12 protein-coding genes are annotated in these 16,994 nt (G+C 40.7%); 2 read left to right on the top strand and 10 right to left on the bottom strand.

Going from position 1 to position 16,994, the window contains the following annotated elements; all coding sequences use genetic code 11:
- Positions 1–2: 2 nt before the first annotated feature.
- The 3 genes from EL242_RS06105 to cas3 all read right to left on the bottom strand — a co-directional run bounded on the left by EL242_RS06105 (position 3) and on the right by cas3 (position 3,895).
- Positions 3–812: a DUF5677 domain-containing protein gene (locus EL242_RS06105; protein WP_126301915.1), complete on the bottom strand. Its 810-nt coding sequence runs from the start codon at positions 810–812 to the stop codon at positions 3–5.
- A complete protein-coding gene (locus EL242_RS06100; protein WP_126301914.1) occupies positions 813–1,544 on the bottom strand; it encodes a hypothetical protein in 732 nt (243 codons plus the stop codon).
- A gap of 62 nt (positions 1,545–1,606) precedes the next feature.
- Positions 1,607–3,895 (bottom strand): CRISPR-associated helicase Cas3', encoded by a 2,289-nt coding sequence (cas3, locus tag EL242_RS06095; protein ID WP_126301913.1) that lies wholly within the window; start codon positions 3,893–3,895, stop codon positions 1,607–1,609.
- 262 nt (positions 3,896–4,157) lie between these two features.
- Here cas3 and ycaO point away from each other — a divergent pair, with 262 nt between their 5' ends.
- Entirely contained in the window at positions 4,158–5,921 is a 1,764-nt protein-coding gene (ycaO, locus tag EL242_RS06090; RefSeq protein WP_126301912.1) for a 30S ribosomal protein S12 methylthiotransferase accessory factor YcaO, read from the top strand.
- A gap of 94 nt (positions 5,922–6,015) precedes the next feature.
- The gene (gene cmoB, locus EL242_RS06085) at positions 6,016–6,978 is read left to right on the top strand and encodes a tRNA 5-methoxyuridine(34)/uridine 5-oxyacetic acid(34) synthase CmoB (RefSeq protein ID WP_126301911.1); all 963 of its coding nucleotides are present in this window, start codon (positions 6,016–6,018) and stop codon (positions 6,976–6,978) included.
- A 52-nt stretch (positions 6,979–7,030) separates the two neighbouring features.
- Here the strand turns inward: cmoB and gyrB are convergent, their stop codons facing one another.
- From gyrB to cydD, 7 genes are all read right to left on the bottom strand, one after another.
- Positions 7,031–9,463 (bottom strand): DNA topoisomerase (ATP-hydrolyzing) subunit B, encoded by a 2,433-nt coding sequence (gyrB, locus tag EL242_RS06080; protein ID WP_126301910.1) that lies wholly within the window; start codon positions 9,461–9,463, stop codon positions 7,031–7,033.
- Positions 9,464–9,663: 200 nt separating this feature from the next.
- On the bottom strand, positions 9,664–10,539 hold the full coding sequence (ubiA, locus tag EL242_RS06075) for a 4-hydroxybenzoate octaprenyltransferase (RefSeq protein WP_126301909.1): 876 nt from the start codon (positions 10,537–10,539) through the stop codon (positions 9,664–9,666).
- Positions 10,532–11,293 (bottom strand): DeoR/GlpR family transcriptional regulator, encoded by a 762-nt coding sequence (locus EL242_RS06070; RefSeq protein ID WP_006248096.1) that lies wholly within the window; start codon positions 11,291–11,293, stop codon positions 10,532–10,534. Before EL242_RS06070 ends, ubiA begins: the two co-directional genes overlap by 8 nt.
- 66 nt (positions 11,294–11,359) lie before the next feature.
- Entirely contained in the window at positions 11,360–12,727 is a 1,368-nt protein-coding gene (gene purB / locus EL242_RS06065) for an adenylosuccinate lyase (protein WP_126301908.1), read from the bottom strand.
- Between the two features lie 33 nt (positions 12,728–12,760).
- Entirely contained in the window at positions 12,761–13,390 is a 630-nt protein-coding gene (gene hflD / locus EL242_RS06060; protein WP_126301907.1) for a high frequency lysogenization protein HflD, read from the bottom strand.
- Positions 13,391–13,521: 131 nt separating this feature from the next.
- On the bottom strand, positions 13,522–15,186 hold the full coding sequence (gene cydC / locus EL242_RS06055; RefSeq protein WP_126301906.1) for a heme ABC transporter ATP-binding protein/permease CydC: 1,665 nt from the start codon (positions 15,184–15,186) through the stop codon (positions 13,522–13,524).
- Positions 15,186–16,952, bottom strand: a complete 1,767-nt coding sequence (cydD, locus tag EL242_RS06050) for a heme ABC transporter permease/ATP-binding protein CydD (RefSeq protein ID WP_126301905.1) — start codon at positions 16,950–16,952, stop codon at positions 15,186–15,188. Before cydD ends, cydC begins: the two co-directional genes overlap by 1 nt.
- Positions 16,953–16,994 lie beyond the last annotated feature (42 nt).

The following is a 16,994-nucleotide window of genomic DNA, read 5'->3' as shown; positions in this document are numbered from 1 at the left end:
ATTCATTTCCCTTTAATTTCATCATCAGTTATGCTCTCTTGGCCTGTAAAATAACTATTCCACCACTCTAAGGGGAGCATATTTAATCTTAAGCCAAATTTATCTATAAAGAGCTTATAAGCCTTATCTATGTATTTGCATGATCTAAAAAGAAAATCAAGTTCTAATGGTACTTCGAAAAGAGCTGGAATAAGATGATGCTTATGCAATGGACTTTCGCAATACTTACAGTTATATATTGATATATGAGGCCACATATTATGTGCGCCATGACTAAAAGGTTTATATGCAAATTTATATAAGTCTTCACAACCTGATTCTTGAGCCATTTTTCTATAATCCAATTGAGCCCAATGCCCAAGATTTACTTCAACAAAGAAATCTCTACGCTGTGAATTAATCCAATTCAATTTAAAATCAATTAGTTTCATAATTTGTTCATTATCAGGATTATCAGGAGAATTTGATATTCCCTTTTTATAATGTTCTACTAAAAGTTTCTCTTCACCTAACCCATATAAAATATATTTTTTAGAACGCTCTTCTAAGTCCAACATAATCCAAGCTAACGTTATATGTAAATCAGTCATAGCTCTTAAAAATAATGGTGCTACATGCACATTAAGCGTATTAGGTGATCTTGCCATCTGTATAGATAAGGTTACCTGTCGAGACAAAAGTCCTCCTATAACCGAATAAGCTTCTAGTTTATCATATTCAATTTCTACCATATCCCATAATTCAGAAAAACTTGAAGTCAAGTAGGTTTGATATGCTTGAAGAAATTTAATCAGATCATCTTCATTTTTCATTTATGAACAAGCCTCCATATTAAAGCATTGCTTCCAAAATAATTTAGCCCAATCTTCTTTTCCACTTACACTATCAAATGAATTTACACCATTCAGACTTGCACGAACAAAAGCACCAACTCTTTTACTTTCATCTGATTCGGGAGCTGTCAAAATGGCATTCAAGTTAGGCATATCAATATCGGGACCAAATACAATTTGACCTGTAACAGCCATTGAATAAAATGCTGTTGTTTGAACTTTAGTAGCATGCATATTATAACGATCAAGTAAGGCCGATATATCTTCCTTTAAAAGGGAAACAGCATCGTTTTTTGTAATCTGAAAATCATAATTATCAAAAAGAAAATCTAGTGGATAGTCAGAAAAAAGAAAATGATGGTGCTCTAGCATTTTTCTTAAGAAATTGAGCATATAATCTCCAATACCCACCCTAATCTTTTCCTTTTGATCATTATTCAGGCAATTGAAGTTATTTATAAAAACTAGAGCTAATTTTTTCTCATCGTTCAAAATTTCATTACATTTAGTAATAAAATGAACAATATTTTCTACAGCTTCCTTATCAGAGCAGCGAAGAAAAATTGCAGATATCCAAATAAGAGAAGGTAAGCTTTCCTCTCTGAAAGATGTCTCTTGTAGATTTGGTAATTGCATTAATGGAGGTATAAGTGTTTGTCCTATTTTTTTATGATCTTTAAGAACCTTTTTCTGACATTCTGCTTTATTCATATTTACTCACTTTTAAAAATTATCAAACTATCTTAGTAAACCACCTAATAGTCACTAATCTTTTATAACACTAAACTTTCTTCTCTCAAAAACCCCACATCCTCCCAACTCAACCCCGCCACTTCATCATACAAATCCATTCCAATTAAGCAGTAAAACTGTTTGCCAAAGTTGGTTTCATTAATGGTTTCAACCCTACCTGCGTTACAAAGTTCGGCTAATGCTTTTTCTGGTATTTGTACTGTGTAAGGTTGGAGTTTTCTTAAAATACCGCCCACTTGATCCGCATAGCGTAAACGGTCAATAAGGTTTTCGGCTTCTTGGTCGAAGGGGATAATCACCGGAATTAAATGGCTTGTGATCATTCGGAAATCTTCTGCTATGTTTTGGAATGGGAAATTGAGGCTTTGCCCTGCATCGTGACACGCCTTTAAAATATTGGGTTTATCCAGTTCTTTTCCTTTCGCTTCATATACGGCTTGGAAATAATGATTGATTGCTTGCGGAGTAAGTAGATCTTCTGCGTGAACCTGAACCGTTGAACGCATACAGCCAGAAAGTAGCCCCAACTCTGGCGGAGCTTTCCACTGCTCTTCCGGTTGGAAAACCCAAACATTGCTTTCTACAGCTAAACGTTTTCCCTCTCGGTTGCAACGCCCTGCTGCTTGAGCCACTGAATCTAGTCCTGCCTCCGCTCGCATAACCAGTGGAAAATCGACATCAACGCCAGCCTCAATTAAAGAAGTGGCAATCACTCGGCAAGGTAGATTTTGTTTTAGGCGAAGACGAATTTCAGTCAGCGTTTGTGAGCGGTGTTTAGCACACATTAGCGTGGTGAGGTGATAAGCTCCCTCTAACTGTTTCGCTGAATCATATAACGCTCGGGCATGACGGCGGTTATTCACAATTATCAGCATTTGTGAGTTATCTGCGAGTTTGCTTTGCAATTCCACATCTGTTTGAATACCGATATGCTTTACCGTAGTACGTTTCAATTTTTCAAAAAGTGCGGTTGGATTAGGGGCAATTTCTCGCACATTTTCAAATCCTTTATAAAAACCGTTCACTTGATGAATAGCGGGTTGTGTCGCTGTGCAAAGCACTACCGAACATTGATAATTGCGAGCTAATTCATCAATCGCAGCCATAATTGGGCGTAATAAATTCAACGGCAGCATTTGGGCTTCGTCCAAAATAATCACGCTGCCGGCGATGTTGTGCAATTTGCGGCAACGTGAAGAACGGTCGGCAAACAAACTTTCAAAGAATTGTACGGCTGTGGTGACGACAATCGGCGCATCCCAATTTTCTGATGCCAATTTCAGCTTATCTCGGCTTGATTTATCAGGTAGGCTATCGTGATCAAAAGTGCTGTGATGTTCCAATACCGCCTCTGTTCCCAATTCACCAAAAGCTTTACGAAATTCCGCAGCATTTTGTTCAATAATGCTGGTAAACGGAATAACGTATATAATACGGCGTAAACCATGCTGTTTGGCGTGTTCAAGGGCAAATGCCATCGAGGTAAAAGTTTTGCCACCACCGGTTGGCACAGTCAGAGAAAACAAGCCTGTTTCCTGTTTCGCTTGAGATACAGCATAATCCAAAATTTCACTCCGCAAGCGGTTTACTTCCGCTTTACATTGTGTTTCCTGCGTATTAGGCGTTTGAATGGTAATTCGCTCCCTAAATTGTGCAATAAATTGATTAAATTGCTGATGGAGTGCGGTTAAATTGGGGTAATTTCCTCGTTCAAGCGGTCTTTTTTCGAGATTGGCATAAAAAGCTTCTGTATCAAGAAAGTCGGCATCGACAAGGCAAGAATAGAGCATTCGGATAAAAAAGGCGTAAGAAAAGAAAGGTTCGTTTTTAGAAGGCTTTAACGGTGGTAAGGGCAATTTTTCAGGCAAATTAAGTTCTTGCTGCCAAATGGCGTCAAGTACCGGTAGATCTTTATGACCATAGCCAAATTGCTCTTGCAAACGTTGTGTGAGTGTAGAACGATTTTTCCCTTCTCCAGAACCATTTGCTAACCCAGCGTGGTGTCCTGCAATGCAAAACGCCATCATTTTGCCCAGAGGCCCCCAACGCTCTACTGCAATTTTGGCACCGGCAGTGGAGTGATTTACCCGTTCTCCACCGTGTAAACGCTTTTGATAACGTTCACTATATTTGCCCAAATCGTGCAATAGCCCCGTGCAGCGGGCAATTTCTTGTGAAGCAAACGGCACAGCAAATTCGGCGGCAAGCAAGCCGACATTATTGGCGTGGCTGAGTAAAGTTTGCCAATCTGAATGATCTGAAAGCTTCCCCGAATGGGCATAAAAAGACTGAATAGTATGTTCTTCCATTTTATACCTTCAATATTTCCTTCCTAACACAAGCAATACTACCTCTAACCTTTTACTCTGTATATATCCTAGATAATATTTTCTTAATCTAAATCAAACACAAATTTCACTTGCAAAATTCAAGTAAAATTTGACCGCCTGTAACCATTTTTTCTAAGTTGTGAACTCTGTTCTTTCAGCAGAAATTTCACAAAAAATTTACTTATCTATGGGGATTTTTGCTAGAATGTTGCCATTTTTACGACAAGTTAAAGGTATTATAATGTCAGAACAAACTTTTATTACCGGTAAAGATGCTGCGCTTGAAGACAGCATTGCGACCTTTCAGCATAAATTAAAAACCTTAGGTTTTAATATTGAAGAAGCCTCTTGGTTAAATCCTGTTCCGAATGTGTGGTCGGTGCATATTCGTGATGCAGACTGCCCGCAATGTTTTTCTAACGGTAAGGGAGCAAGCAAAAAAGCCGCTCTTGCCTCTGCATTAGGTGAGTATTTTGAGCGTTTATCTACCAACTATTTCTGGGCAGATTTTTATTTAGGCCAAGAAATTGCTAATAGTGAATTTGTACATTATCCAACCGAAAAATGGTTCCCGATTGATGATGAAGCCATTCCCCCAATGGAGATGATGGACGAGTTTTTATGGGAATATTTTGATCCGAATGGTGAAATCACACCGGAATTATTGGTTGATTTGCAATCAGGGAATTATGAGCGTGGGATTGTTGCCCTACCTTATGTTCGCCAATCTGACAATGAAACGGTTTACATTCCACAAAGCATTATCGGCAACCTGTTTGTTTCAAACGGTATGTCGGCAGGCAACACAAAAAATGAAGCTCGAGTGCAGGGCTTATCCGAAGTGTTCGAGCGTTTTGTCAAAAACCGTATTATCACAGAAGCAATCAGCTTGCCGGAAATTCCGCAAAGTGTGATTGACGGTTATCCGACTATCAAAGCCTCTATCGAGAAACTAGAGCAAGAAGGCTTCCCAATTTTATGCTATGACGCGTCATTAGGCGGAGAATTTCCAGTTATTTGCGTGATTTTATTAAATCCGCAAAATGGTACTTGTTTTGCCTCTTTTGGTGCTCACCCGAATTTCCAAGTGGCGTTCGAGCGTACTGTAACTGAACTATTACAAGGCCGTAGTTTAAAAGATTTAGATGTGTTTGCTCCGCCTTCATTTAATAATGAAGATGTGGCAGATCACGCGAACCTTGAGACACACTTTATTGATTCAAGCGGTCTAATTTCTTGGGATCTTTTCAAACGTGATGCGGATTATCCGTTCGTGCATTGGGATTTCTCAGGTACAACCGAGCAAGAATTTAATAATATGATGGCGATTTTCAACAAGCATAATCAGCCTGTGTATATTATGGATTATGAGCATTTGGGCGTGTACGCTTGCCGTATTCTTGCGCCGGGTATGTCAAATATCTATCCAAGCGATGATTTGGTCTATGCCAATAACAATATGGGTATGGATTGGCGTGAAATCTTGTTAGATTTACCACATTTCCATCACGATGCTGAAACTTACCAAGAACTGCTTGATGAATTAGATGAGCAAAGCATTGATGATTTAACCCGTGTGCGTGAATTTATTGGTGTGGTGGCAGAGAAAGGCTCTGCAATGCAAACATTGCGTATCGGTGAGCTTAAATCGATGCTGCATTTAGCTTTAGGTAACTTAGAGCAAGCCTTAGACTGGGCAAACTGGACAGCGAATATGAATGCAAGCGTATTCTCAGCAGAACGTAATAATTATTACCGCTGCTTAATCCAATCGATTGAGTTGTTCTTAGATGAAGAGCGTGAGGCAGAACAATATCGTATGGTATTTGAAAAAATGTACGGTAAACAAGCGGTTGAAGCTGCTTGGGGTGCAATCCAAGGCGGTAACCCGTTCCACGGTTTAACTGCATCGGACGAATCGCTTGAAAATATGACTGCACATCAGAAATTACTGAACGCTTATCGCAAAGTGCAAAAAGCGAAAGTAAATCCGATTGCGAGATAATTTAGCCTTTATTAGGGATAGGCTCTGAGCCTATCCGTTTTTATTGACATCTTTCGGGCAGGAACACTGCCCGTCTTACAAATACATTTTAAAAATGATCGACTTCCGTCCTTTTTATCAACAAATTTCCACCTCGCCTCTTTCAGCTTGGCTGGAAACCCTTCCGTTGCAACTTAAACAATGGGAAAAAACCACCCATGCTGACTATGCTAAATGGGCAAAAGTTGCAGATTTTTTACCAAATTCGACCGCTTGTATTAACTTAAAAGACAAGGTTGAGTCTATTCCAAGCAAGCCTTTATCTGAAGGTGAAATCAAGCAAATTACCCACCACTTAAAACAGCTTATGCCGTGGCGTAAAGGCCCTTATCACTTACACGGCATTCATATTGATACTGAATGGCGTTCAGACTTCAAATGGGATCGTGTTTTACCCCACCTTGCTCCACTTGCAGGTAGAACGATTTTAGACGTTGGTTGTGGTAGCGGTTATCATATGTGGCGAATGGTTGGCGAAGGAGCAAAACTGGTGGTGGGCATTGACCCAACCGAGCTTTTCCTTTGTCAATTTGAAGCGGTAAGAAAACTACTCGGCAATGACAGACGAGCTAATCTGATTCCGCTCGGCATTGAACAAATGCAACCCTTGGCAGCCTTTGATACCGTCTTTTCTATGGGCGTACTTTATCATCGCAAATCACCGCTTGACCATCTTTCCCAACTCAAAGCCCAATTAGTTAAAGGTGGGGAACTGGTGTTAGAAACGCTGGTAATTGATGGCGATATTAATGATGTTTTAGTACCGGCTGATCGCTACGCAAAAATGAAAAATGTCTATTTTATTCCTTCTGTTGCTGCACTCATTAATTGGCTGGAAAAAGTCGGTTTTAAAAACGTGCGTTGTGTAGATGAAGCAATCACAACACTTGAAGAACAGCGTAAAACCGATTGGTTGGAAAATGAAAGTTTGGTGGACTTTTTAGATCCGAACGATCATAGTAAAACGATTGAAGGCTACCCTGCTCCGAAGCGGGCGGTGATTTTAGCGAATGCTTAACATGCTAGTTTAAGAGAATAAAAAATCCGCATATCAAATGCGGATTTTTTAACTAAATATCTAACTGAGCATACAAAGCGTTAGTTTCAATGAAATCTCGGCGTGGTTCAACTTCATCGCCCATCAACGTGCTGAAGAGTTTATCTGCCGCAATCGCATCGGTAATATTCACCTGTAGCATTTTGCGAGCCACCGGATCCATCGTAGTTTCCCATAATTGTTCCGGATTCATCTCACCTAACCCTTTATAGCGTTGAATGGTTAAGCCTTTGCGAGATTCTTTCACCAACCAATCTAAGGCTTCAGCAAAACTGCTGATTTCTTGGCGACGTTCACCACGCACCACATAGGCAGAATCAGAGAGTAAATCGTTCAGCTCATTGCCTAATGCCACAATGCGAGCATATTCATTACCGTTAATAAAGTTGTAATCTAAGCGATAGGTGCTATCCATACCGTGTGTAGTCACAATAATTTCTGGCTCATAAATTTGGCGTTCTTCATTGAATAACGTATTAATGCGGTAGAAGCTACCGCCCACCTCTTTTGCCATCAATGTGGCAACAAATTGCTCGCTCCAAGCGGTCATATTGGCTTGATTTTTTGCAAATTCTACCGAAAGCGGTTTTGAATAAATTAATTCGTTAAGCAATAACGTTGGGTAACGACGGCTTAAACGTTCAATTAATTTTTGTACGCCGTTATATTGGGCAATTAAGTTCTCTAACGCTACTCCACTTAATGCCGGCGCATCTTCACTAACATATAAACCTGCACCTTCTAAGGCAATATCAATTTCATATTGCGACATTTCATCGTTATCTTGAATATAACGCTCTTGCTTGCCTTTTTTCACTTTATAAAGCGGTGGCTGTGCAATATAAATATAGCCGTTTTCAATCAGCTCCGGCATTTGACGGTAGAAGAAAGTTAATAAAAGCGTACGAATATGTGCACCATCCACGTCCGCATCGGTCATAATAATGATTTTGTGGTAACGTAATTTTTCCAAATTATAATCATCACGCCCGATGCCTGTGCCTAAAGCGGTAATCAAGGTTGCTACTTCTTGTGAAGAAAGCATTTTATCAAAGCGGGCTTTTTCCACGTTCAGAATTTTCCCTTTTAACGGCAAAATCGCTTGGTTTTTACGGTCACGCCCTTGTTTTGCCGAGCCACCGGCAGAGTCACCCTCCACCAAGTAAAGCTCTGATAACGCAGGATCTTTTTCCTGACAATCAGCTAATTTACCCGGTAAGCCGCCTAAATCTAACGCCCCTTTACGGCGGGTCATTTCACGGGCTTTACGGGCTGCTTCTCTTGCACGGGCTGCATCAATAATTTTGCTTACGATATTTTTTGCATCGTCCGGATTTTCAGCTAAGTAGTCGGATAACGCCTCATTCATTGAGCTTTCTACCGCTCCTCGCACTTCTGACGACACTAATTTATCTTTAGTTTGTGAGGAGAATTTTGGATCCGGCACTTTCACCGAAATCACCGCTACTAACCCTTCACGGGCATCATCGCCTGAGGCATCAATGTTCGCATCGGCTTTTTTCAATACCCCACTGTTATCCATATAGTTTTTCAACGCACGGGTTAATGCCCCACGGAAACCGGCTAAGTGCGTACCGCCATCACGTTGTGGAATGTTATTGGTAAAGCAGTACACATTTTCATTGTAACTGTCATTCCACTGTAGGGAAATTTCCACGCCAATGCCGTCTTTCTCAGTGGTCAAATAGAATGGCGTATTGTGAATATGGGTTTTGCCTTCGTTTAAATACTCAACATAGGCTTTAATACCGCCCTCATATTTAAAATGCTCTTCTTTGCCATCTCGTTCATCAATTAATTTAATCGAAACGCCTGAGTTTAAAAACGATAGCTCACGCAAGCGTTTAGACAGAATTTTATATTCAAATTCGGTTTTATTTTTGAAAATATCCAAACTTGGCCAGAAGCGAACCGATGTTCCCGTCTTTTCAGTATTACCGATGATCGCTAAAGGTGCATCAGGCTCACCTAAGCTATAAAATTGCTCGTGAACGTGTCCTTCACGGCGAATAGTAAGTTGTAATTTAGAGGAAAGTGCATTCACTACCGATACGCCCACGCCGTGCAAACCGCCGGAAACTTTATAAGAGTTATCGTCAAATTTACCGCCTGCGTGAAGAACGGTCATAATGACTTCTGCAGCCGACACACCTTCTTCCGGATGAATCCCCACCGGAATCCCACGACCGTCATCTTGCACAGAAACCGAATTATCGGAATGAATTGTGACAATAATGTCTTTACAATGCCCGGCCAATGCTTCGTCAATCGCATTATCAACCACCTCAAACACCATATGGTGTAAACCCGTGCCGTCATCGGTATCGCCGATATACATTCCCGGGCGTTTACGCACCGCATCTAAGCCGCGTAACACCTTAATACTGGAAGAATCATAACTTGTTGCTTGAGTTTGTTCAGACATTCTTATTCCTACTAATTTGAAATCGAAAAAATTGTGCCAATTATAGCAGGAAAATGCGTAAAAGTATCGCAAAACAAGCGGTTAAATTTCCGTTAGAATTTGCAAATTTCCCGATAAATTTCACCGCTTGTAGATAAAAACCGTAGATAAAAACCATAGATAAAAAAATAGGGGCTAAATATCTTTAGCCCCTACCGTCATCAGAAATAAATCCCGACTAAAATCGCCACGAACACACCTAAGCCAAAATAGTGGTTATTTAAAAACGCTTTAAAGCATTCGCTGCGTTCTCGTTTTTTAGTCAGCCAGCATTGGTAGATAAACAGCGTGGCACTTAAGGCTAATACGATAAAATAGCCGATATGATAGCCTTTTACCAGGCCCAATAATCCTAATAAAATCAAGGTGATAAACTGCAATAACGCAATAATTTTATTATCGTATTGAGCGAATAAAATGGCGGTAGATTTAACTCCAATTCGTAAATCATCATCACGATCAACCATTGCATATTGGGTGTCATAAGCAACTGTCCACGCCAGATTGGCAAAAAAAAGCAGCCAGCATTCAAGTGGAAGGGCTTCCGTTACCGCACCAAATGCCATCGGAATCGACCAGCCAAATGCCATTCCAAGCACCACTTGTGGCAAGTGGGTAAAACGCTTCATAAAGGGGTAAATGACTGCCAAAAACACCGCAACAAATGAAAGTAAAAAAGCGTATCGGTTGAGCATTAAATCGAGCACAAAGGCGAACAACAGCAAGATTGCAAAAATCACTTTTGCCTCTGTGGTAGTCACTCTGCCGGTAGCTAGCGGGCGTTGAGAGGTGCGTTTAACGTGTCCGTCAATTTCTCTATCGGCATAATCATTAATCACACAACCTGCCGCACGCATAACGATTACCCCAAGGGTAAAAATAACTAAAATCGCAACAGGCGGCATTCCCTCTGCGGCAATAAATAACGCCCATAGTGTGGGGTGTAATAATAATAACGTGCCGATGGGTTTATCGAAACGCATTAACTGGGCGTAGGCAATCCATTTTTGTTTAGAAAAAAGAGTTTCGTTATTCATTACAAATTTTGACGATAACGTCCGATTGGCTTAAATGAGTTTGTAATTCTAACGGTAAATCTTGATCTGTAAACAAATAATTTACTTCTTTAACATTTCCTAAACGTGCAATAGCTGTACGGGTAAACTTTGAATGATCGGTCACTAAAACCACTTGTCGGGAACATTCCATTAATGCACGCTTTACCTGCACTTCGTGGTAATCGTAATCGAGCATAGAGCCGTCCATATCCACCGCACTAATGCCTAAAATCCCAAAGTCCAAACGGAATTGGTTAATAAAACGAACCGTTTCTTCTCCGATTAGCCCGCCATCACTTCTTAACCCTCCGCCTGCTACCGTAATTTGGCAATCTTCATTTTGCATCAGAATATGAGCCGCATTTAAATTATTGGTAACTACTTTTAAATTTTTATGCGAAAGTAAGGCTAATGCCACTGCTTCTGAAGTCGTGCCAATATCTAAAAATAATGATGCTCCATTTGGAATTAGTTTTGCCACCTGTTGGGCAATCGCATTTTTCTCGTGTGAGAAAAATTGCTTGCGGTGGGTGTAATCACTATTCTCCGTATTGGAAGGAGCGGCTGCCCCACCGTGATGACGGCGAATCAGATTATTTTCTGCCATTTCATTCAGATCACGGCGAATGGTTTGCGGACTCACATTCAATTCAGCCACTAATTGCTCGGTACTCACATAGCCAAGCTGATTAACCAGCTCGATGATCTTTTTGTGTCTGTTTGCCTGTTTCATATTTCCTCTTTTGCAAATAATTTGCAGAAAAAGACCGCTTGCAAGCGGTCTTTTTTCAGTTAAATTTTACAATTTATCAACAAGTTCAACCGCATAGCCGATATAGCTTGCCGGTGTCATCTCTTTCAAACGATTTTTTTCATTTTGCGGAATTTCCAACTTATCGATAAACTCAAGCATTGCGGTTTCATCAACCCGTTTGCCTCGAGTCAGCTCTTTAAGTTTTTCATACGGTTTTTCAATGCCATAACGACGCATAACAGTTTGAATTGGCTCTGCCAATACTTCCCAGTTTTGGTTGAGTTCATCACGCAAGTGTTGTTCATTCACTTCTAATTTGCTAATACCTTTTAAGGTGGATGCATAAGCAATTAACGCATAACCTAAACCTACACCTAAATTACGCAACACGGTGGAATCGGTTAAGTCACGCTGCCAGCGGGAAATCGGCAATTTTTGCCCCAAATGAGCCATTACTGCATTTGCCAAGCCAAGATTGCCTTCGGAGTTTTCAAAATCAATCGGGTTCACTTTATGTGGCATTGTGCTTGAGCCGATTTCACCGGCAATAGTACGTTGTTTGAAGTGATTTAAGGCAATGTAGCCCCACATATCACGATCAAAATCAATTAAAATCGTATTAAAACGAGCCACGCAATCAAAGAACTCCGCAATATAATCGTGCGGTTCAATTTGGGTGGTGTATGGGTTCCACGTCACACCTAACGATTCCACAAATTCTTGGCTGAAAGTGTGCCAATCAATCTCCGGATATGCCGATAAATGTGCGTTATAGTTGCCCACTGCCCCATTGATTTTCGCTAAAATCTCTAAATTTTCTAACTGTTTATATTGGCGTTGTAAACGATATGCAACATTTGCCATCTCTTTACCCATTGTTGTCGGGCTTGCCGGCTGACCGTGCGTGCGAGAAAGCAATGGAATATGTTGGTAACGTTTGGCTAGTTCCACTACCGCATCAATCACTTTTTTCCATTCAGGTAATAATACTTCTTCACGAGCGGTTTTAAGCATTAAAGCGTGCGAAGTATTATTGATATCTTCAGAAGTACAAGCAAAATGAATAAATTCATTCACCGCTTGTAATTCAGGCAATGCTTCACATTTTTCTTTTAGGAAATACTCCACCGCTTTTACATCGTGGTTGGTGGTGCGTTCAATCGTTTTAATCCGATTGGCATCTTCTAACGAAAAGTCAGCCACAATTTGGTTTAGGTAATCGTTTGCTTTTTCAGAAAACACTGGAACTTCGTTAATTTGTGTATGCGATGCCAATTTTTGTAACCAGCGAACTTCCACCGTCACACGGAATTTTAATAAGCCAAATTCACTAAAAATCGGACGAAGGCTCGCAACTTTGTCTTGATAACGTCCATCAATCGGGGATAACGCAGTTAAAGCGGTAAGTTCCATTGTTTTATATTCTCCAAATAGGTAAATGTTCGGTTAGATTTGACGATAAAATGTTTGTGCTTGGTTAAAAATTTTCTTGCGTGAAAATAAAAATTGCCAACGGCTTCCGCCGACTTGCTGCCACAAAATACCGGCTCGAATACCGGCTAGTAGCGAGGCTCGAATTTTATTTTGAATATCCGGGCGAACCAAGTAATCCTGCATTCCTATCACGTGAATTTTCGTGCCTAACGGGCTGATAATATCGCTATAAATAGCGGCTAAATTGGCAATCATTTGATCTGCCATCACCTTATCTTCATACAGGGCTAACTGGCGTTCCACTTGCTGTAAACGCTGGGCTAACTGTTGTTTTGCTTCAGGGTTTTTATTGAGTTTTTGACTAAGGGCGAGCAAGCTTATCCAATAACGACCGACTTCGGTATCTAATTTACCGTTACCGCCGCCGGTTTGAGCTAATGCGGTTTCTAAACCCATTTTTAAATGGGAAAGATCATCGCCAAATACACTTAACGTTGATTCCGGCTGAGTGATTAACAGGCTTTCTAAAGCACACTTAAAAGCCTCTCTGTCTGCCGTGCCTTTATGTGCAAATTGTTGTACTAACGTCGCTGCTTGGCACACTCCGGCATAAGCAAGGGTAATATCGTGGTAATCCGCCATCTCTGTAAAATTCAGTATGATAAAAAATTAGTGGGAATATAGCATTTTTTCAGCTCCTTTTGAATGGCAAAAGGCATTTATTCTATTGAAAAATAAATGCCTTTTCATTAATACGCAATTTGCTGCAAAAACTACCCTACCAATCGCCCATTATCCATTCGATAAACAATATCAAATTTATCCAGTCCGCTTTGGCGGTGAGTAATCATAATTAAGGTGCGATCACGGCAATAAGTCAAAATTAGGTTTATAATCTGCTGTTCGGTTTCTCTGTCCAGCCCTTCTGTCGGCTCATCAAGTAAGACTAATTCAGCAGAACTCAGGAGCAAACGGGCAAGCCCTAAACGGCGTTGTTCGCCACCAGAAAGCGGTCTGCCGCCCTCGCCTAACCATAAATTTAAGCCGTCTGTTTCAAGCAAATGCCCTAAGCCTACTTTTCTTACTACTTCTTGCATTTGTTCGTCTGTAGCAAAAGCATTCCCCATTAATAAATTATCTTTCAGGGTTTGGCTAAAAATATGTACCCGTTGGCTTAAGGTAACTAATTTTGAGCGTAACATCGGCTCTGAAAATTCGTTAATTTTGCAATTATTCAGCCAAATTTGACCGCTTGTTGGGTCGTAGTTTCGGTTTAACAGTTGGAATATGGTCGATTTTCCGCTACCTGTTTTGCCTAAAATCGCTACTTTCTGCCCTTGTAATACCTCAAAGGAAAGATTATTTAGCACTTTTTGCTCACCATAATAAGCAAAGCTCACGTTTTCAAAGCGTACAAGCGGTTGATTTTGGCTCAAATTTTGCCATTCTGCCTTGCTACCAAATGTTACATTAGGCTGTTGTTCGGTAATTTCACTAATCCGCTCGGCGGCGGTAATCACTTGCCCTAAATGCAAAAAGGCGATACCAATCGGGGAAAGTATCTCTGCCGATGCCATTACGCAAAAAATCACTAACGCAATTAAGGCTTCAGGGTATTTTGCAGTGGGCACATTAATCGAAGTTGAAACCAAATAGATCACCACACAAGTCAAAATGCCGTTGGATAACATTATCAAGCTATTTGATAAGCCGGATAATCGGCTTTCTTTGCTTTGAGCGTTCAGCCATTGGCGTTCAGTTTGCTGTAATTTTTCGCTCATTTGGTTCAAGTTGCCAAAGAGTAAAAATTCTGCATTTAACTGCACCCACTCAATAAATTGACTGCGATAATTCGCACGATTTTGTATTGCATTACGCCCTAATTTCAAACCTAATCGATAAAATACGGTAGGAATAACGGCAAGCAATACCAATAGTGTGCCGCAAATGATCAGCATTAATGGCACGGAAACAAAAGAAAGCCCGATTGCCATAAATGCAATAATCATCACTGCACTGACAAAAGGAGAGACTAAATTCAGATATAGGGTGTCTAACGTATCCACATCTGCCACCAAGCGGTTTAACAATTCGCTGTTTCTAAAGCGATTTAGCCCGCTTGGACTCAGTGGAATCAATTTTTTAAAGACGCTAACACGCAAATTCGCCAATACCCGAAAAGTCGCATCGTGGGTGACTAAACGTTCAAAGTAACGTGAAATTGTCCGCCCTACTGCCAACCCTCTCACCCCCGATGAAGGGTAGAAAAAGTTAAAAATAAGCGCATTGCCCGCTAGAAATGAGGCAGCTAAAAACCAACCGGAAAGGCTGAGCAAACCGATACTTGCCGCTAATCCTAAAATTGCCAACACAACACCTAATAATAGTCGACCAAAATGGGTTTGGTAGAGAGCAAAAAACGGGAACAACGATTTCATTAGATTTCTCCCTGATGCACTAATTCATTATGTAATAATTCCGCAAAAAAGCCGGTGTGTTCTAATTCAGTGAAACGACCTTTCTGAATGATTTGCCCTTGTTTCATCACCCAAATTTCATCGCATTGGGTTAAATCTTCCACTCGATGAGTAATCATTAGCGTTGTTTGCTCTCGGCTGAGATTATGCAGAGCGGCTAACACTTGCTGTTCCGAATCCATATCAAGGCTTGCAGTCGGCTCGTCTAACAGTAATAATTCGTACGGGCGAAGCAACGCTCGTGCAATCGCAATCCGCTGTGCTTGCCCGCCAGAGATACCGATATTACTGTCTTGCACTTGATGCTCCAACCCTAAACGTGCCACAAACTCATCAGCTTTTGAAAGTTGTAGTGCTTTGGCTAATTCAGAATCTGTCGCATTAGGGTTACCAATTAAAATATTCTCTTTCAAACTGCCACGCATTAATTGCGGATTTTGCCCCACCCACGCTAATTTTGCTCGCCATTGGCTTAAATTTAAATCTCGTAGTTCGGTGCCGTTAATCGTAACCGACCCTTCATAAGGCAAGAAACCAAGTAACATATTCATTAATGAACTTTTTCCTGCACCACTTTGCCCAACCAAAGCGATATGTTGGTGTGCATTCAACTCGAAATTTAACGCTTGGGTTAAGGCTTTGCCTTGTGGTGAGAAGATCACGCAATCTTTGGCTTGAATCACAAGCGGTTGATTTTCAACATTTTTTTGCAAATTGCCACCTTGCGTTTTCACCTTTTCTTTTAAGAAAGTTTCGATATTATCTGCAGCACTAATCGCTGCTGCCTTGTCGTGATAAAACACGCCAAGTTCACGCATCGGTTGGTAAAACTCAGGTGCCATCATTAGGCAGAAAAAGCCGATAAATAAGGTCACGCCCGTACCATAATAGCCAAAATCCAGCTCACCTAAAAAAATAAAGCCAAAATAGACCGCCGTCACCGCAATCGATACCGCCGTGAAAAACTCCAATACTGCAGAGGATAAAAACGCCATTTTTAGTACGTCCATCGTACTAATTCGGAAATCTTCGGTGCTTTGGTAGATTTGTTCAGTCTGCTTTCCCGCTTGCCCAAATAAGCGAATAGTTTCTAAACCTTTTAATTTATCTAAGAACTGTCCGCTAATACGGGAAAGAATGCCGATATTACGCTGATTTGCCTCCACTGCTTTCATTCCGGCTAAAATCATAAATAAAGGTAATAATGGCATTGTTGCAAATAAAATAGCCCCTGCTGCCCAGTTAATCGGGAATACAAAACAGAGGATCAGTAATGGCACTATCAGCGATAAAAATTGCTGTGGCAAATAGCGTGCGTAGAAATTATGTAGATTTTCCACCTGCTCAAGCATTAAGGTTGCCCAGCTGCCCGCCGGTTTTTGTTGAATGCTCATCGACCCGACTGCTTCCATTTTGGCTAGAATTTGGCGGCGAAGATGTAAACGCAAGGTTTGCCCCGCTTTGAAACCGACACGCTCACGCAGAAAAATGAAGAATGCTCTGGCAGCAAAACAACAGAATAAGAGCATAATTTCAACCAGAAAGCTATTCGGTGACTGCTTTCCGATAATCATTTTGTCTAACATTGTGGCAATCAGCCACATCTGTCCAATCATACATAAACTACTGAAACTCCCTAACAGTATGTTTAAGTGCATATATTTTTTGATGACTTTTTGCTCACTTTTAAGCCATTTTTGTAATTCGCGTTGGCGTTGTTTTTCCATAATTTTGTCAATTTTTTTGTTTTTTCAACCGCTTGTAAATCG

The organism is Mannheimia haemolytica, from assembly GCA_900638155.1.
Lineage (GTDB): Bacteria > Pseudomonadota > Gammaproteobacteria > Enterobacterales > Pasteurellaceae > Mannheimia > Mannheimia glucosida.
Note: the sequence above shows the minus strand (reverse complement) of the source record. Positions and strands in the feature narration are given on the sequence as shown.